The organism is bacterium, assembly GCA_024742285.1.
Lineage (GTDB): Bacteria > Myxococcota_A > UBA9160 > UBA9160 > UBA4427 > UBA4427.
The window spans coordinates 322,378-345,814 of record JANSYR010000001.1 but is presented as its reverse complement, the minus strand read 5'-3'; the positions used below and the strand labels follow the sequence as shown (position 1 = coordinate 345,814).

The 23,437-nt window shown below is 68.4% G+C and carries 22 protein-coding genes and 1 tRNA gene; 13 read left to right on the top strand and 10 right to left on the bottom strand.

Features of this window, described 5'->3' with window-relative positions; all coding sequences use genetic code 11:
• Nucleotides 1-132: 132 nt before the first annotated feature.
• Nucleotides 133-1,386 carry a crotonyl-CoA carboxylase/reductase gene (gene ccrA, locus NXI30_01545; protein ID MCR9092876.1) on the bottom strand — a complete coding sequence of 418 codons (1,254 nt, stop codon included), beginning with the start codon at nt 1,384-1,386 and terminating at the stop codon, nt 133-135.
• A 256-nt stretch (nt 1,387-1,642) separates the two neighbouring features.
• Between ccrA and NXI30_01540 the strand changes: the two genes are divergently transcribed.
• Both NXI30_01540 and NXI30_01535 read left to right on the top strand, forming a co-directional pair.
• Nucleotides 1,643-2,905 (top strand): cytochrome P450, encoded by a 1,263-nt coding sequence (locus tag NXI30_01540; GenBank protein ID MCR9092875.1) that lies wholly within the window; start codon nt 1,643-1,645, stop codon nt 2,903-2,905.
• A 34-nt stretch (nt 2,906-2,939) separates the two neighbouring features.
• Nucleotides 2,940-3,419, top strand: a complete 480-nt coding sequence (locus NXI30_01535) for a pyridoxamine 5'-phosphate oxidase family protein (protein MCR9092874.1) — start codon at nt 2,940-2,942, stop codon at nt 3,417-3,419.
• On the opposite strand, the gene NXI30_01530 is transcribed toward NXI30_01535, so the two are convergent.
• Nucleotides 3,416-4,513, bottom strand: a complete 1,098-nt coding sequence (locus NXI30_01530; protein MCR9092873.1) for a dihydrodipicolinate reductase — start codon at nt 4,511-4,513, stop codon at nt 3,416-3,418. The two genes, NXI30_01535 and NXI30_01530, sit on opposite strands and share 4 nt — an antisense overlap.
• Nucleotides 4,514-4,640: 127 nt before the next feature.
• On the opposite strand from NXI30_01530, the gene NXI30_01525 reads away from it, so the two are divergent.
• Nucleotides 4,641-5,804 (top strand): epoxide hydrolase 1, encoded by a 1,164-nt coding sequence (locus NXI30_01525; protein MCR9092872.1) that lies wholly within the window; start codon nt 4,641-4,643, stop codon nt 5,802-5,804.
• On the opposite strand, the gene NXI30_01520 is transcribed toward NXI30_01525, so the two are convergent.
• From NXI30_01520 to NXI30_01510, 3 genes are read right to left on the bottom strand one after another with little or no spacing between them, the layout of a single operon-like run.
• Entirely contained in the window at nt 5,801-6,445 is a 645-nt protein-coding gene (locus tag NXI30_01520; GenBank protein ID MCR9092871.1) for a DUF2270 domain-containing protein, read from the bottom strand. The two genes, NXI30_01525 and NXI30_01520, sit on opposite strands and share 4 nt — an antisense overlap.
• A 43-nt stretch (nt 6,446-6,488) precedes the next feature.
• Nucleotides 6,489-7,349 (bottom strand): TauD/TfdA family dioxygenase, encoded by an 861-nt coding sequence (locus NXI30_01515; GenBank protein ID MCR9092870.1) that lies wholly within the window; start codon nt 7,347-7,349, stop codon nt 6,489-6,491.
• The gene (locus NXI30_01510) at nt 7,346-7,999 is read right to left on the bottom strand and encodes a TetR/AcrR family transcriptional regulator (protein ID MCR9092869.1); all 654 of its coding nucleotides are present in this window, start codon (nt 7,997-7,999) and stop codon (nt 7,346-7,348) included. The genes NXI30_01515 and NXI30_01510 overlap by 4 nt, the downstream gene beginning before the upstream one ends.
• A gap of 97 nt (nt 8,000-8,096) precedes the next feature.
• On the opposite strand from NXI30_01510, the gene NXI30_01505 reads away from it, so the two are divergent.
• Nucleotides 8,097-10,271 carry a malate synthase G gene (locus tag NXI30_01505; GenBank protein ID MCR9092868.1) on the top strand — a complete coding sequence of 725 codons (2,175 nt, stop codon included), beginning with the start codon at nt 8,097-8,099 and terminating at the stop codon, nt 10,269-10,271.
• Between the two features lie 106 nt (nt 10,272-10,377).
• The gene (locus tag NXI30_01500; GenBank protein ID MCR9092867.1) at nt 10,378-11,289 is read left to right on the top strand and encodes a fatty acid desaturase; all 912 of its coding nucleotides are present in this window, start codon (nt 10,378-10,380) and stop codon (nt 11,287-11,289) included.
• Here the strand turns inward: NXI30_01500 and NXI30_01495 are convergent.
• The gene (locus NXI30_01495) at nt 11,286-12,431 is read right to left on the bottom strand and encodes an amidohydrolase (protein MCR9092866.1); all 1,146 of its coding nucleotides are present in this window, start codon (nt 12,429-12,431) and stop codon (nt 11,286-11,288) included. The two genes, NXI30_01500 and NXI30_01495, sit on opposite strands and share 4 nt — an antisense overlap.
• A gap of 244 nt (nt 12,432-12,675) precedes the next feature.
• Here NXI30_01495 and NXI30_01490 point away from each other — a divergent pair, with 244 nt between their 5' ends.
• Together NXI30_01490 and NXI30_01485 are read left to right on the top strand one after the other, a co-directional pair.
• Entirely contained in the window at nt 12,676-13,527 is an 852-nt protein-coding gene (locus NXI30_01490; protein ID MCR9092865.1) for a thioesterase family protein, read from the top strand.
• Nucleotides 13,528-13,684: 157 nt separating this feature from the next.
• The gene (locus NXI30_01485) at nt 13,685-14,458 is read left to right on the top strand and encodes an SDR family NAD(P)-dependent oxidoreductase (protein ID MCR9092864.1); all 774 of its coding nucleotides are present in this window, start codon (nt 13,685-13,687) and stop codon (nt 14,456-14,458) included.
• Nucleotides 14,459-14,471: 13 nt separating this feature from the next.
• Here NXI30_01485 and NXI30_01480 read toward each other — a convergent pair whose 3' ends face one another.
• A complete protein-coding gene (locus NXI30_01480) occupies nt 14,472-15,233 on the bottom strand; it encodes an SDR family oxidoreductase (protein MCR9092863.1) in 762 nt (253 codons plus the stop codon).
• 110 nt (nt 15,234-15,343) lie between these two features.
• Here NXI30_01480 and NXI30_01475 point away from each other — a divergent pair, with 110 nt between their 5' ends.
• On the top strand, nt 15,344-16,630 hold the full coding sequence (locus NXI30_01475; GenBank protein ID MCR9092862.1) for an acyl-CoA dehydrogenase family protein: 1,287 nt from the start codon (nt 15,344-15,346) through the stop codon (nt 16,628-16,630).
• A gap of 223 nt (nt 16,631-16,853) precedes the next feature.
• Nucleotides 16,854-18,089, top strand: a complete 1,236-nt coding sequence (locus tag NXI30_01470) for a CoA transferase (GenBank protein MCR9092861.1) — start codon at nt 16,854-16,856, stop codon at nt 18,087-18,089.
• Between the two features lie 39 nt (nt 18,090-18,128).
• Here the strand turns inward: NXI30_01470 and NXI30_01465 are convergent, their stop codons facing one another.
• Together NXI30_01465 and NXI30_01460 are read right to left on the bottom strand one after the other, a co-directional pair.
• Nucleotides 18,129-18,992, bottom strand: coding sequence for an NAD(P)-dependent oxidoreductase (locus NXI30_01465; GenBank protein MCR9092860.1), 864 nt, complete (start codon nt 18,990-18,992; stop codon nt 18,129-18,131).
• A gap of 47 nt (nt 18,993-19,039) precedes the next feature.
• Nucleotides 19,040-19,462 carry a PaaI family thioesterase gene (locus NXI30_01460; GenBank protein ID MCR9092859.1) on the bottom strand — a complete coding sequence of 141 codons (423 nt, stop codon included), beginning with the start codon at nt 19,460-19,462 and terminating at the stop codon, nt 19,040-19,042.
• 132 nt (nt 19,463-19,594) lie between these two features.
• On the opposite strand from NXI30_01460, the gene NXI30_01455 reads away from it, so the two are divergent.
• Entirely contained in the window at nt 19,595-19,765 is a 171-nt protein-coding gene (locus NXI30_01455; GenBank protein ID MCR9092858.1) for a YqaE/Pmp3 family membrane protein, read from the top strand.
• Between the two features lie 6 nt (nt 19,766-19,771).
• Nucleotides 19,772-21,421: an NAD(P)/FAD-dependent oxidoreductase gene (locus tag NXI30_01450; protein ID MCR9092857.1), complete on the top strand. Its 1,650-nt coding sequence runs from the start codon at nt 19,772-19,774 to the stop codon at nt 21,419-21,421.
• An 81-nt stretch (nt 21,422-21,502) separates the two neighbouring features.
• On the opposite strand, the gene NXI30_01445 is transcribed toward NXI30_01450, so the two are convergent.
• Nucleotides 21,503-22,300, bottom strand: coding sequence for a crotonase/enoyl-CoA hydratase family protein (locus tag NXI30_01445; protein ID MCR9092856.1), 798 nt, complete (start codon nt 22,298-22,300; stop codon nt 21,503-21,505).
• Between the two features lie 215 nt (nt 22,301-22,515).
• Between NXI30_01445 and NXI30_01440 the strand changes: the two genes are divergently transcribed.
• Both NXI30_01440 and NXI30_01435 read left to right on the top strand, forming a co-directional pair.
• Nucleotides 22,516-23,109 (top strand): phaC PHA synthase, encoded by a 594-nt coding sequence (locus NXI30_01440; GenBank protein MCR9092855.1) that lies wholly within the window; start codon nt 22,516-22,518, stop codon nt 23,107-23,109.
• Nucleotides 23,110-23,344: 235 nt separating this feature from the next.
• Nucleotides 23,345-23,421: transfer RNA gene (locus tag NXI30_01435), tRNA-Arg, on the top strand.
• Nucleotides 23,422-23,437 lie beyond the last annotated feature (16 nt).

The following is a 23,437-nucleotide window of genomic DNA, read 5'->3' as shown; positions in this document are numbered from 1 at the left end:
GACGGGGTTCTGGGGCTCCAGCTCTCGCGCGCGGAGCGCGAGCCGGGCCGCGTGGTCGTGATCGCGCGCGACGTCCAGCGAAAGGGGCGCCCTGCGCGGGCGGCCTTCGGCCGGCCCGTCCATCGTGGCGGGTCAGCCGTGGTGGTCGGCGAGCGTCTTGAGCCCCTTGCGGGGCGCGTTGACCAGCACCGCCATGTTGCCGTGGGGATGGATGTTGTCCCGCATCAGCTGGTGGGCCTCGCCGACCTCCGCGAACTCGCCCGTCCAGCTCAGACAGGGATCCACGTGGCCGGCCGCGATCAGGTGGGTGATTGCATGGCACTGCTGCACGTTCGCGAAGTGTGATCCCTGCAGTCGTTTCTGTCGCATCCAGAGAAAGCGCAGATCGACGTCGCCGTTGTAGCCGCTGGTCCCGCCACAGACGACGACCATTCCGCCGTTGTCGCATAGATAGATGGAGGTCGGGATCGTCGCCTGGCCCGAATGCTCGAAGACGATTCGCGGGTTCTTGCGCTCGCCGAGCGCGTCCCAGAAGGCCTTGCCGAACCGCCGCACCTCGGTCATCCAGGGCTTCATCGCCTCGGCGTCGTCGAGGTCGGGCAGGCGGCCCCAGTGGGAGTAGTCGTTCCGGTTGATCACCCCGACCGCACCGAGCTTCCGGCAGTAGTCGAACTTGTCCTCGCTGGACACGACGGCCACGGGCTTGCCGCCCGCCGCCGCCACGATCTGGATCGCCATCGAGCCGAGCCCGCCGGCGCCGCCCCAGATCAGGACCGGATCGCCGGGTCGGACGGTGTGTCCCTCCCAGCCGTGCAGCTGGCGATAGGCGGTCGCGCCCGTGAGCATGAAGCACGACGCCTCTTCCCAGGTGAGCGAAGGCGGCTTCGGGATGCACTGGTATTCGTCCACGACGGAGAACTGCGCGAACGAGCCGAAGTTGTCCTCGTAGCCCCAGACGGTCTGCGAAGTACTCGTCATCTGGTCCGTGCCGAGGCGGATGTCGGGGGCGCCCTCGTCCCAGTGGCAGGAGCTCAGGATCACCTCGTCGCCGACCTCGCGTTCGCGAACTCCGTCGCCCACAGCCCACACGACACCGGAGGCCTCGGAGCCGCCGATGTGGAAGGGATCGGTGTCGCCCGTGCGACGCTGGCGCGAGCCGATCACGTCGATCGGCGTGCCGAGGGCGGCCCAGACGTTGTTGTAGTTGATTCCCGACGCCATGATCTGGACCAGCACCTGGCCGGGGCCGGGCTTCGGCGTGTCGACGACTTCCTGCGCGAACGCGACGCGCGGCTCGCCGTAGCGCTCCGGGCGGATCAGTGAAGCGTGCATCTGTTCCGGAACGACACCGAGGTCGGGCGACTCACCGAGCGGGCAGATCTTCATACAGCCTCCTAACGGCGACCCGGACGGCCGGCCTTACCCCGATCTCGTGCGTTCTCCGCGATCGTCGGGCGCGTCGCCACGATCGTGTGGCGCCGTGTCGAGTGGGTCTCCGTCGAGCCCTCCTCGGGGACGGAATCCTCGAGGCGACCGGGAGTCGAAGGGTTCGACACGCACCAGGATAGTCGGCGTCCGAAGCTGCGTCTCTCTCGTTCGACTCGGCTGGGTCATGCTCGAACCGACGCTAGGTTCCATTGCGATGACCCTCCGCTTCGAGCCCTTCGATCCCGCGCTCCGTGCCGACCCCTACGGTGCGTATCGGCGCCTGCGCGACGAGGCGCCGGTCCACTTCGCGCCCGAGGCGAACGTCTGGTGTGTTTCCCGCTACGACGACGTCCTGCACGTATTGAAGGAGCACGAGACGTTCTCGTCCCACGGCATGCGGATCATGTTGATGCAAGGCGGCGTCGAGGGGCCGCCGGACCTCTCCTGGCGGGTGATCCGTTTCATCGGGTTGGTCGCGCTCAAGGCGCGCATGCATCCGAAGCATTTCGGGACCGCGCGGGGCCTCATCATGGAGGACGGCGCCGAGCACGCGGAGATGCGCACGATCGTGAATCGCGGCTTCACGCCGCGGGGGATCGCGAGTCTCGAGCCGTGGGTCCGGGAGGTCGCGGCCCGGTGTGTCGCGCCGCTCGCCCGCGGCGAGCGCTTCGACGTCGTGAAGGACCTGGCGGTGCCGCTGCCGGTCACGATCATCGCCGAGCTGCTGGGGATCGAGCCCGAGATGCTGGCGACCTTCAAGGGCTGGACCGATACGGTCATCGAGAGCATCTCGACGAACGAAGGGCGGGCCGACCGACTCGCCAAGCCGTTCGTCGACATGTTCGTCGACATGGCCGCCTACCTGCGAAAGACCGCGAAGGCGCGTCGGGCGAATCCCCAGGGCGACCTGATCTCCCAGATCGTCGCCGTCCAGGACGGCCGGGGGCTCAGCGACTACGACATCGTCACCTTCGTGATGGTGCTCCTCATCGCCGGCAACGAGACCACGACCAACCTGATCGGCAACACGGTGAACGCGCTCCTCGACCATCCCGAGGAGCGCGCGAAGCTCTGCGCGGACCCGCGGCGGATCGAAGGCGCCATCGAAGAAGGCGTGCGCTTCGACGGGCCGGTCCAGATCGTCTTCCGGCAGACGACGCGCGAGACCGAGATCCGGGGCGTGCGGATTCCGAAGGGCGCGATGGTCGCGCCGCTCCTCGGCTCCGCGAATCGGGACGAGCGTCAGTTCGCCGATCCCGACCGCTTCGACGTCGACCGGCGCGTCCAGGGCCACCTCGGCTTCGGCTTCGGCAAGCATTTCTGTCTCGGCAGCTCGTTGGCGCGGCTCGAAGCCCGTTGCGCGATCGAGGCCCTGCTTCCTCATCTGGATGACCGTACGCGCACGCCCGAGCCGCGCGAGTGGGTCGATTCCTTCCTCGTGCGCGGTCCGACCCGGTTGGCGCTCGAGGCGAGCTGAGCGACGTTCAGTCGAGGACAAGGAGAATCGCGAGATGAGCACCCTCGAAGAGACGGCCCTGGCCTTCCAGGCCATGGCGCATCGGATCGTCTGGGCCAGCGTGGCGACGATCGACGCGAAAAACCGCCCGCGCAGCCGCGTTCTCCACCCCTTCTGGGAGTGGGACGGCGAGCGACTCGTCGGCTGGGTGGCGACGGCGGCCACGCCGATCAAGCGCGGGCATCTCGAACACAGCCCCTACGTCAGCATCAACTACTGGGCGCCCGATCAGGATACCTGCGTCGCCGAGTGTGCCGCCGAATGGCACTTCGATCTCGAGACGCGCCGCTGGGCCTGGGACAAGTATCTCGAGCTCCCCGAGCCCCTCGGCTACGACCCCAAGATCATTCCCGGCTGGACGGGACCGGAAGTCGAGAGCTTCTCGGTCCTGCGCTTCGATCCGTGGCGACTGCGCGTCTTTCCGGGGACCGCGCTCCTCGGACAAGGTGGAGAGGTGTTCGTCTGGCAGGCCTAGCCCAGCGGAGAGAGCGGCTTCGCGTGACCCATTCCGCCGGGCCCGGCGATCAGGGGGAGGTCGAGGGTCGAGACGATCCCCGGTTTCGCCGCGACGACGGCGGGGATCGCGTTGACCGCGCGCATGCCCGTGGCCAGACAGCCGCCGGCATTGCCGTCGCCGGTGAACTCGTCGGCGAGCACGGTCTCCTGGACGATGTTCGGGCTGCCGGTGACCTCGACGCGGTTGGCGTGGGCCGGGTCGGAGGCGGGCCGCGGCCACTCCGGGGCGACATCCGGAACGACGCGGTGGATGTGGTCGATCACGATCCGTTCGTCTCCGCCGACGACGCCGGAGAGCTGGATCCGATGAGCTGCGGCGCAGCCCGCCTCGACGCGCCCCATCTCGAAGTCGATGGCTTCGGGCGTTGCCCATCGCTCGTAGCGCTCGACCGTATCGGTCACCTCGACACCCAGGGCCTGGGCGATCATGTAGAGCGGTCCACCCCAGATCGACGTCATCAGCCCGGGTGAATCGAGGAGCGCCGCATCCTCGAGGGAGGAGCAGAGTCCCATCGACGCCAGGCTCTCCTGATCCGGATAGGAGCCCGCGTCCAGGTATTCGGTCGTGTGGACGCGGTCCACGCGCCCGCAGAGTCCCAGCAGCGTGAGGGGAAGGAGATCGTTCCCGAAGCCGGGATCGATGCCGCCCGAGAAGTAGGTCGTCCCGCCGTCCCGGCACGCGGCCTCGATCGTGTCGCGGATCGCAGCCGGCGCGCGCTCGGGATTCTGCAGCGCACCGACGGTCGTCTCGACGACGTTCTTGCCGGCGCGAAGCGACTTCGTCAGGTGGGCGAGGTTCGTCTCCATGTGGAGGGCGCTCGGCCCGAAATAGCAGACCGCCTCCGCCGCACGGGAGAGGACTTCGTCGACGTCCCGGCTGGCGCTCAGTCCAGCGGCCGGCAGGCCCGTCAGCTCGCCGATGTCCTGCCCGTCCTTGCCCGGATCATTCACGAGGACGCCGACGACCTCGTAGGCGGGATGGGTGATCAGGTTCCGTAGGACGCTTCGACCCACGAAGCCCGTTCCCCAGACGATCACTCGATACCGATCCATGGCTTCCTCCTCGCGAGCCGGAACGTTTCCACGCCCGGAGCGAGGGAGCCAGTTCGGCTTCGAAATCCCTATGCTCGGGCTCCGCGATTCGCGCCCCGCCGGCCGAGGCGCGCAACCAGGAGATCCTGTGTCGATCGAACCCTTCGAAGCCTCCATTCCCGACGCCGCGATCGAGGACGTGACCGAGCGCTTGTCGCGCACCCGCTGGCCCGAGACGCTCCCCGACGCCGGCTGGGGCTACGGTGCCGATCTCGAGACCGTGAAGGCCTATGCGGAGCACTGGCGGACTTCGTTCGACTGGCGCGCCGTCGAGGCGAAGTTCAACGCCTACGAGCAGGGAATCGCGACCGCCGAGGGCGAGCGGATCCACTTCCTGCACGCGCCGTCGCCGGAGCCGGGGGCCACGCCGCTCCTCATCACCCACGGCTGGCCCGGGAGCGTGGTCGAGTTCCTCGAGATCATCGAACCGCTTCGCAATCCATCGGCCCACGGCGGCGCCGCCGAGGACGCCTATCACGTCGTCTGTCCGCACATCCCGGGCTACGGCTTCTCCGGTCCGACGCGGACCGCCGGCTTCCACGTCGACCGCGCCGCCGCCGCGATCGACGACCTGATGCAGCAGCTCGGCTACGCGCGCTATCTCGCGCAGGGCGGGGACTGGGGCGCCGTGATCACGCGGAGACTCGCCGAGGCGCACGCCGAGCACGTGATCGGCGCGCACTTCAACATGCTCTTCGCGCTGCCGACCGACATGAGCGCGCCGGACGTCTGGGAGGGGGTCACGCCGAAGGAGCTCGAAGCGTTCTCGCGTGCCGCTACGAACGTCGCCGACGGGACCGGCTACAGCGCGATCCAGGGAACGAAGCCCCAGACCCTCGCCTTCGGCATGCACGACTCGCCGGTCGCGCTCCTCGCCTGGCAGCTCGAGAAGTTCGAGTCCTGGAGTGACGCCAGCCTCGAGGACGGCTTCACGAAGGATCAGGTGCTCGCGAACGTCGCGCTCTACTGGTTCACCGAGACGGCCCACTCCGCTTCGCGCCTCTACTGCGAGTCGATGCGCGCGGGCAACTACGCGGCGGATCCCTGGAGCGGCCAGGTCGACGTCCCCGTCGGCTATTGCCGCTATCCCGGCGAGATGTTGCAGACACCGCGGGTCTGGGCCGAGCGGCGCTACACGGACATCGTCCACTGGACCGCGGCGCCGAGCGGCGGCCACTTCGCGGCCTTCGAGAATCCCGACTTCTTCCTGGAGGACGTGCGCGCGTTCGGTCGTGCGGTTCGCGCTCGCTAGAGCGGCGTCTTGTCCTTCGACCAGGGGCCACCGCCGAAGGCGGCGAGGACGGCGCCGACGAGCATGATGCCGATCACGAGCGTGAGGACGCCGGCGCCCGGGATCGCACCGACCGAGGCGCGCGCGAGCCATTCGTCGAAAGAGGCGGCCGAGGACGGATGGATCGCCAGCTTCACGATCCAGGCGAAGACCTGCGACAGGAAGAGGTAGACGTACACCCGCCGGAGCCGTCGCGACATCGCCTTGCGAAGCGACATCGTCGGCACCGTCTGCCCGAGATGGGGCGCGAGCGCACGGTGGAGCGCGTCGAGGTCGATCTCGCCGTCTCGCGTGGCCGCCGGCGCGGTGGCCCGGGAGATGAAGTGTTCTTCGAGGAGGAGGACGCGCTGCTGCCAGAGGTGGTAGAAGGCGAGCCGCCTTCCTTCCAGGAGCAGGAAGATGAAGGTCAGGAAGGACGCCAAGAAGACGACGTAGTGGGGGATCTCGGGCGCGCCGAGGGCGAACGAGATCAACGCCGCCGTCGCACCGATCGCCCAGTGGGTCGTCGTGTCCATCCGCACGCGCCAGGTATCCGCCCGCCCGACCATCGCGCGGTAGTAGTGGACGAGAACGGTCGTGCTGGATCCGGGATCGAGATTCATGCGGATCCTCGGCTCCTCCTGCGAAGGTCTGGGCGAAGGTCGGTCAGGCATCCTCTGCGATCGGCGCGCCGATCGTCGTCCGATGGAGTAGCCGATCGTGGCCTTCGTAGCCGCCGGTCGCGCGGTGGAGGACGCTCCGGTTGTCCCATAGGACGAGCATGTCCTTCTGCCAGGCGTGGCGATAGAGGAACTCCTCGCGGGTCTGCCAGGCGTGGAGGTCCTTCATGAGCTGCGTGCTCTCCTCCGCTCCGACGCCCTCGAATCCGACGATGTAGGAGAGCGGGGCGCCGAAGATCCCGAGGCGACCGGTCTCGGGGTGAGCGCGAACGAGGGGATGGGACTCTTCTTCGAGGGCTTCGTCCGAGGCCACGATCTTCATGCTCCGGTCGGAGTCCGACTCGACGTCGCCGTAGATGCCGTCCTTCGAGTAGCCCAGGCGCGCGGAGTGGATCGCCGTCAGCCCTTCGAATCGCGCGCGCATCTGTTCGGGCATCCGTTCGAGCGCGAGGTGCTGGTTCGCGTAGAGCGTGTCGCCGCCCCGCGGAGGGATCGTGATTCCGTAGAGACAGGTTCCGATCGGCGGATTCTTCTGGAAGCTCCAATCCGTATGCCAGGTCTCGGCGAAGATCGAGGTCGTCTCGTCGGCCCTGCGCTCGATCGCAGCGACGTGCGGATGGCCCGGGATGGACTCGAAGAAGGGATCCTCGCCGAAGGGGCCGAAGTCGAGCGCGAACCGCTCCAGGTCCTCGTCCGTGAGTCGTTGGTCGGGAAACACGAGGACGTGGTGCTCGAGCCAGGCCGCGCGAATCTCGGCGACGGTCTCCGGGGCGATCTCGCGGGAGAGATCGACGCCTTCGACGAAAGCGCCGCAGGCCTGGTCGGTCGGGGTCACGGTGATCGTCATGCGGGGCTCCTCGTCGGGCTCATCCGCCCGAACTCGGCGCGGACCATGCGTTCGATCGAGCGCTGCTGGATCTCAGCGAGCTCGCTCTCGGGGGGAAGCAGCGCGCCGACCATCGCGGCGCCTTGAAGCGTGCTGACGAGCGCCTGGACGGCGCCGTCGAAGTTCTCGTCCCGCCGTGCGGCCTCCGGGAAGAGGATCCGCGCCCGGTGGCTGATCCGTGTGCGGTGGTGTTCGATCACCGGGACGACGCGCTCGGCGAGGGCCGCATCCGTGCGCGCGGCGAGATAGAGCTCGAAGCCAGCCTGGAGCTCCGCCGACGTGAAGACGCTCCACAGGTGTCGGAAGACGCTGCCGGCCGGATCGGTCTCCCGTTCGGGGTCCGACGAGAATCGATCGTCGAAGCGCCGCCGAAGTCGCGAGAGGAGATGGCCGAGGGCCTCGTCCAGCAGGTCGAGCTTGGTCGGGAAGTGTTTGTAGAGCGCGCCCTGACTGACCCCGGCCCGGTCGGCGATCTCCGTCGTCTTGGCCCCGGCGTATCCGAGCTCGACGAGGGCCTCGACGGTCGCTTCGAGGAGGCGAGCCCGGGTCCGCAGGCTTCGGGCCTGGCTCGGCCGGCGCGCTGGCGTCCGAGGGACTTCGAGGGGTTCCATGGCCGACAGGGTACGCCCGAAAAAAGAAAGTGACAAGTCACTTTTTTTAGGAATCGGTGCTACACCGTCGTCCGCACGCCCTGGAGACCCGACTGCCATGCCCGCACCCGACCGCGTCGAGGTGGCCGACCTCCACTTCGATCCGATCCTCCATGCCTTCCTCGTCGAAGAGCTGCTGCCCGGGTCCGGGGTCGAGACCGGTCGCTTCTTCGCGGGGCTCTCGTCCCTGATCCACGAGTTCGGACCGCGGAATCGCGAACTCCTGCGCCGGCGCGACGAGCTCCAGGCGCGGATCGACGCGTGGCACCGCGACCGCGAAGGCAAGCCCCACGACGACGCCGCCTACCGCGCCTTCCTCGAGTCCATCGGGTACCTGGCCGACGAGGGCGACGCCTTCGCGATCACGACGGAGAACGTCGATGACGAAGTCGCGCGGATCCCCGCGCCGCAGCTCGTCGTGCCGGTCTCGAACGCGCGCTACGCGATCAATGCTGCGAACGCGCGCTGGGGCTCGCTCTACGATGCGCTCTACGGGACCGATGCGTTGGGCGACCTTCCGCCGCCGGGGCCCTACGACGCGGCGCGGGGTGCGCGCGTGATCGCCTGGGCCCGGACCTTCCTCGACGAGGTCGTTCCGCTCGTGGGGGCGTCCTGGTCGGACGCGATCGGTTTTGCGGTCGGTCCGGCCGGGCTCGAGGTCGCCGTGCGCGGCGCGGAGGGATCGGTCGCGCTCGAGGCGCCGGATCTCTTCGTCGGGCATACCGGTGATGCGCAGACTCCGAGCTCCCTCGTGCTCCGGCACAACGCACTCCATCTCGAGATCCGGATCGACGCCGAGGACGACGTCGGACGAGGCGATCCGGCGAACGTGAGCGACGTTCTTCTCGAGTCCGCGGCGACGACGATCATGGACTGCGAGGATTCGGTCGCGGCGGTCGACGCGGAGGACAAGGTCGCCTGCTACCGGAACTGGCTGGGCCTCGTGACCGGACGGCTCACGACCGAAGTCGCGAAGGGCGGCGAGCGTTTCGTCCGGGCGATGGCGAGCGACCGGACCTACGTCGGACGCGACGGCGAGACGCGGACGCTTCGCGGGCGTTCGCTTCTCCTGGTCCGGAACGTCGGGCACCTGATGACGACGCCCGCCGTGCTCGATCGAGACGGCCAGGAGGTCCCGGAGGGCCTCCTCGATGCGTTCGTGACGGTATTGGCCGCCAAGCGCGATCTCGACGGTGAGCGGATGAACTCGCCGGCCGGCTCGATCTACGTTGTGAAGCCGAAGATGCACGGCCCCGACGAGGTTGCGTTCGCGGACGAGGTCTTCACCCGGGTCGAGGGCGTCCTCGACCTACCGCACGACACGGTCAAGATCGGACTGATGGACGAAGAGCGGCGCACGACGCTCAATCTCTTCGAGTGCATCCGTGCCGCGAAGGCCCGGATCGCCTTCATCAATACGGGCTTCCTCGATCGGACGGGAGACGAGATCCACACCTCGATGGAGGCCGGACCGATGGTCCGAAAGGGCGACATGAAGGCGGAGCGTTGGATCTCGGCCTACGAGGACTGGAACGTCGATACGGGGATCGCCTGCGGTCTCCTCGGCAGAGCCCAGATCGGCAAGGGCATGTGGGCCGCGCCGGATCGGATGGCCCAGATGCTCGAAGAAAAGGTCGGCCATCCTCGCTCGGGAGCGAACTGTGCCTGGGTGCCGTCGCCGACCGCCGCCACGCTTCACGCGACCCACTATCACCGGGTCGACGTCCGCGCGCGTCAGGAGGTGCTCCGCGCCGGAGGTCCTCGCGCGACGCGCGATCAGCTCCTCGAGATTCCGGTCGCGATCGCTCCGTCCTGGACCGCGGAGGAGGTTCGCGCCGAGATCGAGAACAATGCGCAGGGCATTCTCGGCTACGTCGTCCGCTGGGTCGATCACGGGGTCGGCTGCTCGAAGGTGCCGGACATCCACGACGTCGGTCTGATGGAGGACCGCGCGACGTGCCGCATCTCGAGTCAGCACATCGCGAACTGGCTTCGGCACGGCGTCGTCGACGAAGCCCGGGTCCGCGCGACCTTCGAGCGGATGGCCGAGGTCGTCGATCGGCAGAACGCCGGCGATCCCGCCTACGAGCCGATGGCCCCCGACTACACGGGCGAGGCCTTTCTCGCCGCGTACGATCTCGTCTTCCAGGGGGCGGAGCAGCCCTCGGGCTACACCGAGCCGATCCTGCACGCGCGACGCGCTCGCCGGAAGCAGCAGCGGAACCCGGACTGAGATTCGGCGCCTGCCCCTGGGGCGCCGTCCTTCGCACTGCCTTCGTTAGGCGAAGCGCAACCATTTGCTCCACCGCGTCGAGGCAGGCCCCGGGTATCCTGCACCCATGGCGACGACCGCGGACGACGGCTCCTCCATCGCGCGAAAGGACGCGCCCGCGGTGATCCACCTCGGCGTCCAGGGGGTCGCGACGGTCGCCTGCCTGCTTGCGACGCTCGAACTCGCCGAGGCGAACGATCCGCTCCGCTGGGTCGCGGTCTCGCTCCTCGGCGTCTGCGTCCTGACCTTCTTCCCGCTGCTTCACGAAGCAGGGCATCAGACGGCCTTCGCTTCGCGCACCGCGAACGAGGTCGGGGTCTGGCTCGGCGCGCTGGCGATGCTCCAGGCGCCGAGCTTCTTTCGCGAGTTCCACTGGGAACACCACCGCTCGACCCAGGATCTCGAGCAGGATCCCGAGATCTCCGGCGCGCCGGCGCTCCTCGACGGCTACCCGCGAGATCCCTTGAGCTACCTCTTCCTCGTGAGCGGTCAGTTCCTGATGGTCGGCAAGCTCGGCTTCACGATCGCCTGCGCGCTCCTGCCGCGCGGTCTCTGGCGTCGCTTCTTTCCCTTCATCCGGGAGACGCGCGCGGATCGGGTCGTGTGGGAGAGTCGCGCGGCGCTCCTCGTCTTCGCGGCGGTCGGGGTTGCGGCGGTGAACTCGCCCGCGGTGGCGTTCGCGCTGCTCGCGTGGCCGATCGCGCATCTCCTGCTCGGCTTCTACCTCATGCCCGAGCACACGGGGCTGCCGAACGACGGCAGCCAGATCCATCGGACCCGGACGATCCGCACGAACGCGCTCGTTCGCACGCTGATGTGGAACATGCCCTACCACGCCGAGCATCACGCGAGTCCGGGCGTGCCCTACCACGCACTCCCTGCGCTCCATGATCGGCTCGCGCCGGATCTCGAGCACCTCTCGAGCGGCTATCTCGCGTTCCACGCGGACGCCGTGCTCCGCGCGCTCCGTCTTCGCTAGACGCCGACGTCGATCTGGTAGACCCGGGCCGCGGTCTCGTAGAGGAGCTTGCGCTGGACGCGCTCGTCGAGTCCCGCGAGGCTCTGACGCATCGTGTCCTGGACCCCCGGATAGAGACACGTCGCGTGGGGGAAGTCGGTCTCGAACATGAGGTTGTCCTCGCCGAGCGCTTCGATCGCCGGCGCGGGATTCTTCTCGAACCAGTACGAGCCGTAGATCTGTCGCCGGAAGTAGTCCATCGGCCGGAGCTTCAGGTCGTCGACGCCGTTCTCGTCGTACTGGTACTCGAGGCTCTCGATCAGGAAGGGGAGCCAGCCGATCCCACTCTCGACCGAAACGAACTTGAGGCTCGGGAAGCGATCGAGCACGCCGCTATAGATCAGGTTGGTGATGCAGACGAGGTTGCCCATCTGGGCCATCGTCGACAGCGCGGCGAAGGCGCGCGCCGGCGGATACGTGCCCCATAGCTTCATGGGACCGCCGCCGCCCCCGATGTGGAAGTTGACGGGCATGCCGCGCGACTGGAGTGCGTCCCAGAGCGGATCCCAATGGGGGTCGCCGAGAGACGGGAGGCCCCAGTCGTCGGTGCTGTCGGTCAGGACGACGCCGGTCAGGCCAAGGTCGTCCTGGGCGCGTTCGAGCTCGCGGATCGCGGCCGGGACGTCCCAGAAGGGCAGCATCGCCTGCGGGTAGAGCCGTCCGCCGGAGGCCTTCTGCATCTCCGCAGCCGCGTCGTTGTAGGCCGTCGCGCAGAACGCACGGTGCTCTTCGTCCTCGACGCGCATCAGCAGGTTGCCGGCGAAGCCGAGGATGTTCGGATAGACGATCTGGATCGCGAGACCGTGCTCGTCCATGTAGGCGAGGCGGGGTTCGACGTCGATCGCGCCCGGGTGGACCTCTTCGAAGGAGTCCATCGCGATCGAGGCCTGGGTCTTCGACCCGTCCTTTCGGATCGAGCAGTAGCCGACCGAGCCCATGACCTGGCCGTCTTCGATGATCCACTGCTCGACGCCGTCGTCGGTCCGGTGGACGCGCAGGACGCGGTCCTTGAGCTTGGCGGGCGCGCGCGAGCTCCAGAGGTCGGGCGGCTCGGTCCAGTGGGAATCCACGTCGACGACCGGCATCTGCGAGAGGGCATCCATCGTTTCGTCCTCCGGACTCGATTCTATCAGGACGCGCGCGCGAATGGGGCCTGCGTTACGGAAGGGGCAACTTCATCGCATCGCCCCCCGAGTCCCCGTCCACCGAGATCACCTGTCCGTTCACGTAGCTCGCGGCTTCGCTTCTCCGGGGCCGGCCGGGGTCCGGACGTCACGATCCGAGCGATCTAGCATAGACGGGTCGCGCGCCGTTCGCGCTGCCCGGAGAACGAGGAGTCCGACCCCGATGAGCGATGTCCTGCCGAACGTCCTGCGCCTCGAGAAGGAAGGGGAGGGATGCTATGCGGCGCCCCATCCTGAGCAGGATCCTGAAGGGCGGGGCGTCGTCTTCAGCGGTCAGCTCCTCGCGCAGATGATCATGGCCGCGGACGCGGAACTCGGCGAGACGCTCGAGGTCAAGTCGATCCAGGCGATCTTCTCTCGCACGGGGACCTATGAACAGCCACTGACGCTCCGCACGGAGACGACCCACGCCGGGCGATCCTTCGGGAGCGTCACCGTGACTGCCTACCAGGGGGAGCGGCTGCTCTCGCGCGGGCTGCTCCTGCTGAGCGGCGACGAGCCGGATCTGATCCGCCACGGGCCCGCACTCGAGCCGCCGACGTCCGACCCCGGGACGCTCGCGGTGGATGAGGTCTCGCAGTGCTTTCCCGGGAGCGAGACGCGGACGGTCGTCGATCCGAAGGCCACGGCTTCCGATGGCACGCCCCGCCTGGATTTCTGGCTTCGCTACCCGGAGTCGCTCGATCACGTCGCGGCCCAGCAGGCGATCCTGGCCTGGTCGCAGCCCGGCGAGATCATCGGTCTCGGGCTCAGGCCCCATTCCGACACGGTCCGGATCGAAGACGCGCACCGAACGCTCTCGACCGGCGTGATCGCGCACACGATCCACTTCCAGGAGCGCTTCGATCTCCGCGAATCCGTCCTCGTACGGCAGTCGGCGACGGTGACCGGTCGCGGTCGCGTCTACGGGGAAGGGCGGGTCTTCGATCGTGCGGGCCGGCTCGTCTCGACGTTCTCCCAGGACAGCATGGTTCGCGCCGCAGCGAAGCCGATCGACCCGAGGAAGGGGCTCTAGCGCTCCCGCCGTGTCCTGCGCCGGGGGCGCGCTCGCTTGCAGAGCGACACGCGGTCGGCGACGCTGCGACCCGCGGCGGGCGGCTCGACCCGAGGCGCACGCGACGCACGAACGATTCGTCCGGGAGCCTCCCGGCCAACGCAAAGGACTGGCAGACATGCAGATCAAGGATTCGGTCGCGATCATCGTCGGCGGCGCCTCGGGCATGGCCCGCGCGACGGCGGAGCTCCTCGCGGAAGAGGGCGCGCGCGTCGCGATCTTCGACCTCGCGAGCTCGGCCGGCGAGGAGGTGGCGGGGACGCTTCCCGGCGACGCGATCTTCCGCGCGATCGACATCATGGACTACGACGGCGTGGGGGCGGCCATCGAAGACGTCGTCGGTCACTTCGGGGCGCTCCACGTGGGCGTGAACCTCGCCGGCGGCCAGATCGGCGGTCCCGCGCGGACCTTCAGCAAGAAGGGACCGCACGATCTCGACAACTTCGCGAAGACCCTCGAGCTGAACACGGTCGGGAGCTTCAACTTCCTCCGGCTCTGCGCAGAGCAGATGGCGAAGAACGAGCCGAACGAGGACGCCGAACGCGGCTGCGTGATCAGCACGGCCTCGATCGCCGCTTTCGAGGGCCAGATCGGCCAGGTCTCCTACGCCGCCGCCAAGAGCGCGATCGCCGCGATGAGCTTCGTCGCCGCGCGGGATCTCGGGAACATCGGCGTCCGCGTGAACGCGATCGCGCCCTCGCTCTTCAATACGGGCCTCGTCCAGCAGGCGCCCCAGGAGATGAAGGACGCCCTGGTCGCGGGGGCCGCGTTCCCGCTCCGGATGGGCGAGCCGCGGGAGTACGCACTCCTCGCGAAGGCGATCATCGAGAACCCGATGCTGAACGGCGGCACGATCCGGCTCGACGCCGGTCAGCGATTCGGTCCGCGTTAGGCGAGGAGCCGGATCACAGGTCCGCCATGTCGAATCCGCCGACCCGCGGCTCGCCGATGCGTTCCGCGGGTCGGTCCGCGAGGACCTTCGCGCGGACCTCGCCGTTCTCGCCGGACGTCCACAGGTCGACGATCTCGGCGGCGATCACCGCGGGGTCCATCATCGCCGCGTCGTCCATCGTGCCCGCCATGAAATCGGGCACGATGTTCGTCTGGACGCCGCCGGGGCAGATCGCGCAGACACGCTGGGGTCGCCCCTGCATCGCGAGCTGCGCCGAGACCGAGCGGACGAGTCCGATCACCCCGTGCTTCGTCATCGAGTAGGCGGGGTCGGCCGCGAAGCCGAGGAGTCCTGCGACCGAGGCGGTGGCGACGATCGCTCCGGTTTCCGCGAGTCGGGGGAGCGTCGTGCGGAGACCGAAGGCGACGCCGTCGAGGTTCACGCCGACGATCCGCCGATATTGGTCGTCGGTGATGGCCATGAAGTCCGAGGCCTCCGCGGGGGCGTCCCGCGGCGCGCTCATCACGCCCGCGTTCAGCGCGACGAAGTCCCAGCCGTCGTCGGGCACGACGAGCGTCTTCCACGCGTCCCCGTCCGCGACGCTCATGGCGACCCGCGTGGCGTCGGTCCCGGCGGCGACCTCCGCGAGCGCACGCTCGTCGATGTCGACGAGGGTGGCGCGGGCGCCTGCTTCGAGCGCGGCGCTCGCGAGGGCTCTTCCGATGCCCGAGGCTGCGCCGGTGATCAGGACGTTCTTTTCGCGCAGTGCGCTCATCTCAGGCTTTCCTTCCCCGGTCCCGTCGTGGCGGGTCGGATTCGCGGGGCCCGCTGGGTGCGGTAGCTTCGCGGGTCGACGATCCGCCCCGCGACGACAAAGGAAGCAGTATGGCATGGGATTTCTCGACCGAGCCCGAATTTCAGGAGAAGCTCGACTGGATTCAGCAGTTCTGTGAGGAGCGGGTCGAGCCCCTCGGCCACATCTTCCCCCACGCCGTGCGCCTCCCCGACCCGGCCGTCCGGGCCTACGTCCGCGACCTCCAGCAGGACGTGAAGGACCAGGGGCTCTGGGCGCTCTTCCTCGACGAGGAGCTCGGTGGTCCCGGCTTCGGCCAGCTCAAGCTCGCGCTCGTGAACGAGATCCTCGGCAAGTACCCGGCCGCGCCCCAGCTCTTCGGCGCCGCCGCCCCGGATACGGGCAACATGGAGATGCTCGCCGCCCACGGGACCGAGGAGCAGAAGAAGCGCTGGCTCGAGCCCCTGCTCGCCCAGGAGATGTTCTCCGCCTACTCGATGACCGAGCCCCAGGGCGGATCGGATCCGACGCTGTTCAAGACGACTGCCGTCAAGGACGGCGACGAGTGGGTCATCAACGGCGAGAAGTGGTTCACGTCGGCGGGGCGCGTCGCCGACATCCTCTTCGTGATGTGCACGAACGGCATGTTCGTCGTGCCCCGCGACGCGCCGGGCGTCGAGATCATGCCCGAGCCCCGCAACCACAATCACATCTTCTACCGCGACGTCCGCGTTCCGCTCGACCACCTGCTCGGGCCGGAGAACGGCGCCCACGTGCTGGCGCAGCGTCGGCTCGGGGGCGGGCGGATCCATCACGCGATGCGCACGATCGCCCAGTGCACGCTCGCCTTCGACATGATGTGCGAGCGCGCGCTCTCGCGGGAGTCCCACGGCGCGATCATCGCCGACCACCAGATGGTCCAGGAGAAGATCGCCGAGTCCTACGCGAAGCTGAAGATGCTCCGCCTCTTCGTGCTCGAGACCGCATGGAAGATGGACCGGACCTCGGGGCGCGAGTGCCGAACGGAGATCGCCGCGGTCAAGTTCACGATGGCGAAGGTGCTTCGCGAGATCTCCTTCGACGCGCTCCAGATCCACGGCTCGCTCGGGACGACGGACCTGACGCCGCTCCAGTCGATGTACGCGGACGCCCCGACGATGGGGCTCGCCGACGGCGCCGACGAGGTCCACAAGGCGACCGTCGCCCGCCGCGTCCTGCGCGACTACCTGCCCCACGAAGGCCACTTCCCGCGCGAGTTCATTCCGTACAAGAAGGAAGAGGCGTGGGCGAAGATGGAGCCCATCTTCGCGCTGAACCCCGAGCTGCGAGAGGCGGCGGAGCGCTGGAAGGCCTATCGCGAGAAGCGCGGCCGGAAGTAGCGCTGGCGCTTCGCGGGCCCGTCGACCGGCGCGCCTTGTCCGTCCCCGAAGGGATCGAATCGGGTGGCACCGGGAGAGGTGCCGAACCGTCGCCGAACGGGTAGGCTCCGGCTCCACCTAATTACGATACGGTGCGTACCGTTAATCGGCGCGGCCCGAACCAGGGCGCCGCGCATCCGCAACGACCCTGATCGAAAGCCCGATCGAAAGAGAGACGACCCCCATGAGCGACAACAAGAACCTCCTCTCCGGCGTCCGCGTGATCGAGTCGAGCCTGCTCGGCCCCGGCCACGTCGCCACCTTCTTCTCCGACCTCGGCGCCGACGTGATCAAGGTCGAGCCGCCGTCGGGTGACTACATCCGCCAGATGACCTGGCCGATCGTCGAAGGCGTCTCGCTCCTCCACCTCCACACCCACCGTGGCAAGAAGAGCATCACGCTCAACCTGAAGAGCGAAGAGGGCAAGCAGCTCTACAAGGATCTCGTCGCGACCGCCGACGTCGTCGTCGAGGCGATGCGCCCCGGCTCCCTCGCGAAGCTCGGTCTCGGCTACGAGGACCTCAAGAAGGTCAACCCGAAGATCGTCTTCGCGACGCTCTCCGGTTACGGCGCCACCGGCCCCTACAAGGACATGCCGAGCCACGGCATCGCCTACGACACCTGGTCGGGGATCGTCCAGCCGATGGAAGACGAGAAGGGCTTCAAGCGCATCCCGCCGACGATGCCGAACGTGGGCATCAACGTGGGACCGATGGTCGGCGCGATCGCGATTCTGGCCGGCGTGATCAAGGCCCGCGAGACGGGCGAGGGCTGCGAGATGGAGATGGCCCAGTCCGACGCCTCGGCGTACATGGACTGGTACCGGATCGAGTCCGAGCGCGCGTACCTCCGCCCCGAGAGCGAGGTCACGGGCAACCCCTCCGACGACTACGTGCGGCGCCCCGCCGGTCTCGCCGGTATGTGGGAAGGCGTTCGATACCAGGCCTACGAGGCCAAGGACGGACACGTCCTCTTCATGGCGTCGGAGCAGGCGTTCTGGAAGAACTTCTGCGAGGGCACGGGCCGCATGGACCTCTTCGAGAAGTGGCCGGGCAGCAAGTACGCCGACCACGCGCGCGGCAACGAGGAGCTGCAGGCCGAGCTCAAGAAGGTCTTCATGACGAAGACCTGCAAGGAGTGGCTCGACTTCGCGACCGAGTACAACACGACGATCGCGCCCTTCAACACGCCGGCGAACATCGGCGACGATCCGCAGTTCCAGCACCGCATGGGCTTCTACCCGACGGACAAGGTCGGCTGCGAGCAGCTGCCGCTCCCGGTCTACGTGAACGGCTCGTTGCCGCCGTGTCCGACGATGGCCCCGGAGCTCGGCGCGAACACCGATCAGGTGCTCGGCGACGTCCTCGGCAAGAGCGCCGACGAGATCGCCAAGCTCCGCGACGACGGCGCGCTCGGCTAACGAGCGCGTACGCCGCGAAGATCCGAAGACGACGGTCGCCTAGCGGCGGCCGTCGTCGACCACCCGGTAGATCCGCGCCATTTCCTGGGAGACCAGGCCGGCGGCGGGCAGGGCGATGCCGCTCTTGCGCCCGAGCTCGAGGGCGTGGGCGAGATCCTTCTCGGCGGTGTGCATCTGGAGCCGGATGAATTTCTGGAAGTCGTCCGACTCGATGGCTTCCTGGGGCATCGCGCAGTTCAACACGAAGCGCTGCTGCATCTGTGACAGCTGTCCGTTCGATTTCACGGCCTCGACGAAGACGTTCGGGTCGAGCCCGGACGCTTCGGCGAGCCGGTACGACTCCGCGACCGCAGCCCAGTTCACGTAAGTGAGCAGGTTGACCGCGAGCTTGAGCTTCGCGCCGCATCCGAGCGGGCCGGCGTGGAGAACGGTCTTGCCGTAGGCCTCGAGGACCGGGCGCGCCCGCTCGACGAGCGCTTCTTTCCCGCCGCATAGCATCGTGAGCTCGCCAGCCTCGGCCACCGCGCGGCCGCCGGTCACGCAGGCGTCGATCAGTCCCACGCCCCGCTCCGCCGCCGCCCGCTCCATCCGCTCGATCGTATCGGGCTGGACCGTGCTGTGGATCAGGATGATGGAGCCCTCGGCCAGTGCCTGGAGCGCGCCGTCCTCGCCGAGGAGCACCGCTTCCACGTGCGCGTCCGCCGGGACGCAGATCGAGAGCACCTCGGCGTGGGCGCCGATTTCGCGGCAGCTCGTGCCGGCGGTTGCGCCCGTTTCGGTGACTTCCTTGACGACGACGGGGTTCAGGTCGTAGACGCGGGTGTCGAAGCCCTTGGGCGCCAGGTTGCCGGCCATCGCGCCGCCCATGTCTCCGAGTCCGATGTAGCCGACGCGGGTTGCCATTGGGGGATTCCTCTCGTGAGCGCGCGGCGGGGCCGCTGCGGTTCGGTTCAATCGTTGCGGGGAAGAACGTAGGTCCCTTGCGCCGTCGCGACGAGCCTGTCCGGATCGTCGTCCATCCAGATCCGCACGGTCCCGACGACCATCATCCGCCCCGCCTTCTCGAGATCGGCGCGGGCATAGGCGCGCTGGCCCTGGGCCGGCCGCAGAAAGCGGATGGACAGATCGGAGGTGAGCGCCATCGGTTCGATCCGGCCGGTCGCGCCGAAGGTCAGGTGCCAGAGAACGAGGTCCGCGAGCGCGAAGAGCGTGGGGCCCGAGACCAGCTCGCCCGGCCGGAGCGTGGTCTGATCGACGTCGTGGACCGCGACGGCGTGGGTCGGCGAGATCTCGAGGCAGCGGTTCGGGGCGCTTCGCCAGCTCGCGGCGACGGCCTCGTTGACGCGCTCCGGAGTCAGGGTGGATTCGGTCATCGTCAGAGGGAAGCGCGCTCGACAGACCCTGTCGATCCGGATCGCGCTCGCGCGACCTTGCTATCGTGGCGCGATCGGTCGCGCCCCCGTCCTCCGGCGGCGGGCGATCGGCCGCCATCGAGGAGCGCCTCAATCATGGACCTCGTCAAGATCATCCTCGCGATCTTCCTGCCGCCGGTGGCGGCCTTCCTGCAGGTGGGGCTCAGTCTCCACTTCTTCCTCAACATCGTGCTGACGCTGCTCGGCGGCCTCCCCGGGATGGTCCACGCGCTCTGGCTCGTCGTGACGAAGAAGACGGCCTAGCGAGCCATGGCGGAAGCTGCGAGGGACGAGGGCGCGCGTTTCGACGCGATCGTCGTGGGGGCCGGCTTCGCCGGGCTCTACATGAGCCACCGCCTCCGCGAGGCGGGCCGGACCTGTCGCGTCTACGAGGCGGGCGACGACGTCGGTGGGACCTGGTACTGGAACCGGTATCCGGGCGCCCGCTGCGATGCCGAGAGCCTCGCGTATTCCTTCTCGTTCTCGCCCGAGCTCGAGAACGAGTGGGAGTGGAGCGAGCGCTACGCGACCCAGCCGGAGATCCTCCGCTACCTGGGTCACGTCGCCGACCGCTTCGATCTGCGCCGAGACATCCGCTTCGAGCGCCGAGTCGAGACTGCGCACTACGACGAGGCCACCCGCGAGTGGACCGTGAGCACCGACGGCGGCGACGTCGCCCGGGCGTCGGTGGTCGTGATGGCGACCGGATGCCTCTCGGTCCCGCTCGTTCCGGAGATTCCCGGCCTTGCGGATTTCGGCGGGCCGACGATCTACACGGGCGCCTGGCCCCACGAGGGCGTCGACTTTTCGGGAGAGCGCGTCGGCGTGATCGGGACCGGCTCGTCGGCGATCCAGTCGATCCCGGTGATCGCCGAGCAGGCCGACCAGCTGACGGTCTTCCAGCGCACGCCGAATTTCAGCGTCCCCGCCCACAACCACGACCTCGACCCGGACTGGGTCGCCGGCTTCAAGGGGAACTACCGGGAGCACCGCCGCCTCCACAAGCTCGGCCTCGCCTCCGGGTTCGGCGACCTCGACATCGAGCCGAAAGAGTTCGAGCCGCTGATGACGTCGGCGCTCGAGCCGGACGACGCCGATTTCGATGCTGCGTGCGAGCGCTTCTGGCAGATGGGCGGCGCGATGTTCCTGCGCGTCGCCGAGGACATGATGACGAGCGAGGCCGCGAACGCGCGCGTCGCCGACTTCGTCCACCGCAAGATCCGCGAGATCGTGAAAGACCCAGAGACCGCGGAGGCGCTCTGCCCGCGCTCCTATCCGATCGGGACCAAACGCCTCTGCGTCGATACCGACTACTACGCGACCTACAACCGGGACAACGTCCGCCTCGTCGACCTCCAGCAGTCCCCGATCGAACGGATCACCGCGACCGGGATCCAGCTCGGCGGCGCCGCGGCGGAGACGGTCGAGCTCGATTCGCTGGTGCTCGCGACGGGCTTCGACGCGATGACCGGCGCGCTCGCGAAGATCGACGTTCGCGGCGTGGGCGGCGGATCCCTCGCAGACAAGTGGGCGGCCGGCCCGCGCGCCTATCTCGGCTTCATGGTCTCGGACTTCCCGAACCTCTTCACGATCACCGGACCGGGGAGCCCCTCCGTCCTCTCGAACATGGTCCTCTCGATCGAGCAGCACGTCGATCTCGTGATGGATTGCCTGGCCGAGATGGAGTCGCGGGGGGCGACGACCGTGGCGGCGAACGGCGAGGCCGAAGAAGGCTGGGTCGCGCACGTGAACGAGGTCGCTTCGGCGACGCTCATGCCCAAGGCGGGCTCCTGGTACCTCGGGGCGAACGTGCCCGGCAAGCCGCGGGTCTTCATGCCCTACGCGGCGGGCGTGGGCGTCTACCGCGAGATCTGCGAAGGCGTCATCAAGGACGGGTGGCGAGGCTTCTCATTCGGCTGATCCTTCGCCTGCGGGCGCTCGGCGATCTCTGGGCCTTCGCCTGCGGGCGCTCGGCGAGCTCGGAGCCCACGACCGCGCCGCCTAGCGTCCCTTGAACTCCGCCTGCCGACGTTCCACGAAGGACTGCACGCCTTCCTTCGCGTCCTCGCTCGCGAGGAGCTCCTTCTGGACGGGCGCGAGGGCGGCGACGGCCGCGTCGTGGCCTTCGAGCAGATAGCGCCGCGACGAGGCCTTCGTCGCCTGGACGGCGAGCGGTGCGCAGGCCGCGATCTGCTCGGCGATCTCGATCGCGCGGTCGAGCTGCTGCCCGGCCGGGACGACCTCCTGGACGAGGCCGATCCGGTGGGCCTCGGTCGCGTCGAACTCGTCCGACGTGAGCAGGTGGTACATGGCATTCCCCCAGCCGCAGCGCTGGACGAAGCGGATCGTCGCGCCGCCGGTCGCGTGGATCGCGCGCTTCGGCTCGAGCTGGGAGAAGCGAGCGTCGTCGGCGGCGATCACGATGTCCCCGCCGAGGGCGAGCTCGATCCCGAAGGTGAAGGTGATCCCGTGGACGGCGGTCACGATCGGCTTCCGGCAGGCGCGCCCGAGACCGACGACGTCGAGCCGCTCTTCCCGGTCGTCGTCGCTCGAAGCACTCTCGCCCTCGGACATGCGACCGGTCCACTTGGGCAGGTCGAGGCCCGCCGTGAAGTGGTCGCCGTGGCCGAAGATCACGCCGACCCAGAGATCGTCGTCCTCGTCGAGGCGGGTCATCGCCGCGCCGAGCTGCCTCGCCATCGTCGGCGTGTAGCCGTTGTACTTCTCGGGGCGGTTCAGTCCGATCAGGAAGAGGTGCCCGCGCACCTCGGTCGAGATCGAGCCTTCGTTGTCGCTCATCGGGCTCTCCTGCCGCGTCGCGCGGTTCTGGCGGCGTCGAGCAGACGGTACGTGACGCGCGTCACGTGCGCCGTCTGGAGGAAACGACCCCGGGTCCGAAGACGGGAGGATTCGCGGCGCTCCATCGAACCCGACGCGAGCGGCTTCGCTAATCTGCGCGCGTCCCCCCGGATCCGCGCTCGAGAACCCGTCCGCGAGCGCCCGTCGGAGTCGCCGTGATCCGCCAGTCCGCTCTCTACTGCGCCTTCTTCGCGCTCGTCGTTTCCCTGCTCCTGGCCGTGGCCCTGCCGGGAGTCGCCCTGGCCGAGGCCGGCTTCCAGTTGGGCGTCCCCAACCGGAACTTCCCCGACGACGAAGGCGTCAACGGGATGCGTGCCTCGCTTCTCTGGGGCAAGAACCGGAAGATCTCGGGCTTCGACCTGGGTCTCTTCTCGGTCTCCCAGACCGAGGTTCGCACCGGCGTGGCGATCGTGGGCGGGATCAGTCGCGTGACCGGGAAGTCCGACGGCGCCGTCGCCCTGAGCTTCATGAACTATCACTCCGGCGAGGACAGCGGCGCGAACATCGCCTTGGTGAACATGGTCAACGACACGCGCAACGCCTTCAACGTGGGAATCGTCCAGATCGCCAAGGGCGAGACGGTGGCGGACCTCGGCGCGCTCAACATCTCGAAGAAGTCGAAGTTCCAGATCGGCTTCGTGAACATCACCGAGCAGATCGACGGCCTCCAGATCGGCTTCATCAACATGGCCGAGAACGGCTTCTTCCCGTTCTTCCCGCTCTTCAACTACGCGAAGCAGCCCGACTGATCGGCGACCTGCCGGCGGCGGCATCGAGGCCCCGGCCCGGCGTCGGCGCGGGCCGAAAACCGCCCGATTCCGGGCGTTTGCCGTCGAATCGGCCGCATTCCGGGCGGGGTCTGGGCGCCGGCCTGCGGAACCGCTAGGATCCGCCTCCCGATGGCCTCGGGGCTCTCCCCGGTCGGTGCCGCTCCCGCGGTCCGCTTCGGCTCCCAGCCGAGAACGCCATCACCGGAAGATCTGCGCGCCCGTAGCTCAGTTGGATAGAGCACTAGCTTGCGGAGCTAGGGGTCGCACGTTCGAGTCGTGCCGGGCGCGCCATGATCTTCTTCCTCGA

Coding starts and splice junctions, on each gene's coding strand:
- ccrA (MCR9092876.1), bottom strand. CDS start 1,386: ATGAAGATCTGCCCGCTCGGTGAGTCGCCCGACCTCGGTGTCGTTCCG.
- NXI30_01540 (MCR9092875.1), top strand. CDS start 1,643: ATGACCCTCCGCTTCGAGCCCTTCGATCCCGCGCTCCGTGCCGACCCC.
- NXI30_01535 (MCR9092874.1), top strand. CDS start 2,940: ATGAGCACCCTCGAAGAGACGGCCCTGGCCTTCCAGGCCATGGCGCAT.
- NXI30_01530 (MCR9092873.1), bottom strand. CDS start 4,513: ATGGATCGGTATCGAGTGATCGTCTGGGGAACGGGCTTCGTGGGTCGA.
- NXI30_01520 (MCR9092871.1), bottom strand. CDS start 6,445: ATGAATCTCGATCCCGGATCCAGCACGACCGTTCTCGTCCACTACTAC.
- NXI30_01515 (MCR9092870.1), bottom strand. CDS start 7,349: ATGACGATCACCGTGACCCCGACCGACCAGGCCTGCGGCGCTTTCGTC.
- NXI30_01510 (MCR9092869.1), bottom strand. CDS start 7,999: ATGGAACCCCTCGAAGTCCCTCGGACGCCAGCGCGCCGGCCGAGCCAG.
- NXI30_01505 (MCR9092868.1), top strand. CDS start 8,097: ATGCCCGCACCCGACCGCGTCGAGGTGGCCGACCTCCACTTCGATCCG.
- NXI30_01500 (MCR9092867.1), top strand. CDS start 10,378: ATGGCGACGACCGCGGACGACGGCTCCTCCATCGCGCGAAAGGACGCG.
- NXI30_01495 (MCR9092866.1), bottom strand. CDS start 12,431: ATGGATGCCCTCTCGCAGATGCCGGTCGTCGACGTGGATTCCCACTGG.
- NXI30_01490 (MCR9092865.1), top strand. CDS start 12,676: ATGAGCGATGTCCTGCCGAACGTCCTGCGCCTCGAGAAGGAAGGGGAG.
- NXI30_01485 (MCR9092864.1), top strand. CDS start 13,685: ATGCAGATCAAGGATTCGGTCGCGATCATCGTCGGCGGCGCCTCGGGC.
- NXI30_01480 (MCR9092863.1), bottom strand. CDS start 15,233: ATGAGCGCACTGCGCGAAAAGAACGTCCTGATCACCGGCGCAGCCTCG.
- NXI30_01475 (MCR9092862.1), top strand. CDS start 15,344: ATGGCATGGGATTTCTCGACCGAGCCCGAATTTCAGGAGAAGCTCGAC.
- NXI30_01470 (MCR9092861.1), top strand. CDS start 16,854: ATGAGCGACAACAAGAACCTCCTCTCCGGCGTCCGCGTGATCGAGTCG.
- NXI30_01465 (MCR9092860.1), bottom strand. CDS start 18,992: ATGGCAACCCGCGTCGGCTACATCGGACTCGGAGACATGGGCGGCGCG.
- NXI30_01460 (MCR9092859.1), bottom strand. CDS start 19,462: ATGACCGAATCCACCCTGACTCCGGAGCGCGTCAACGAGGCCGTCGCC.
- NXI30_01450 (MCR9092857.1), top strand. CDS start 19,772: ATGGCGGAAGCTGCGAGGGACGAGGGCGCGCGTTTCGACGCGATCGTC.
- NXI30_01445 (MCR9092856.1), bottom strand. CDS start 22,300: ATGAGCGACAACGAAGGCTCGATCTCGACCGAGGTGCGCGGGCACCTC.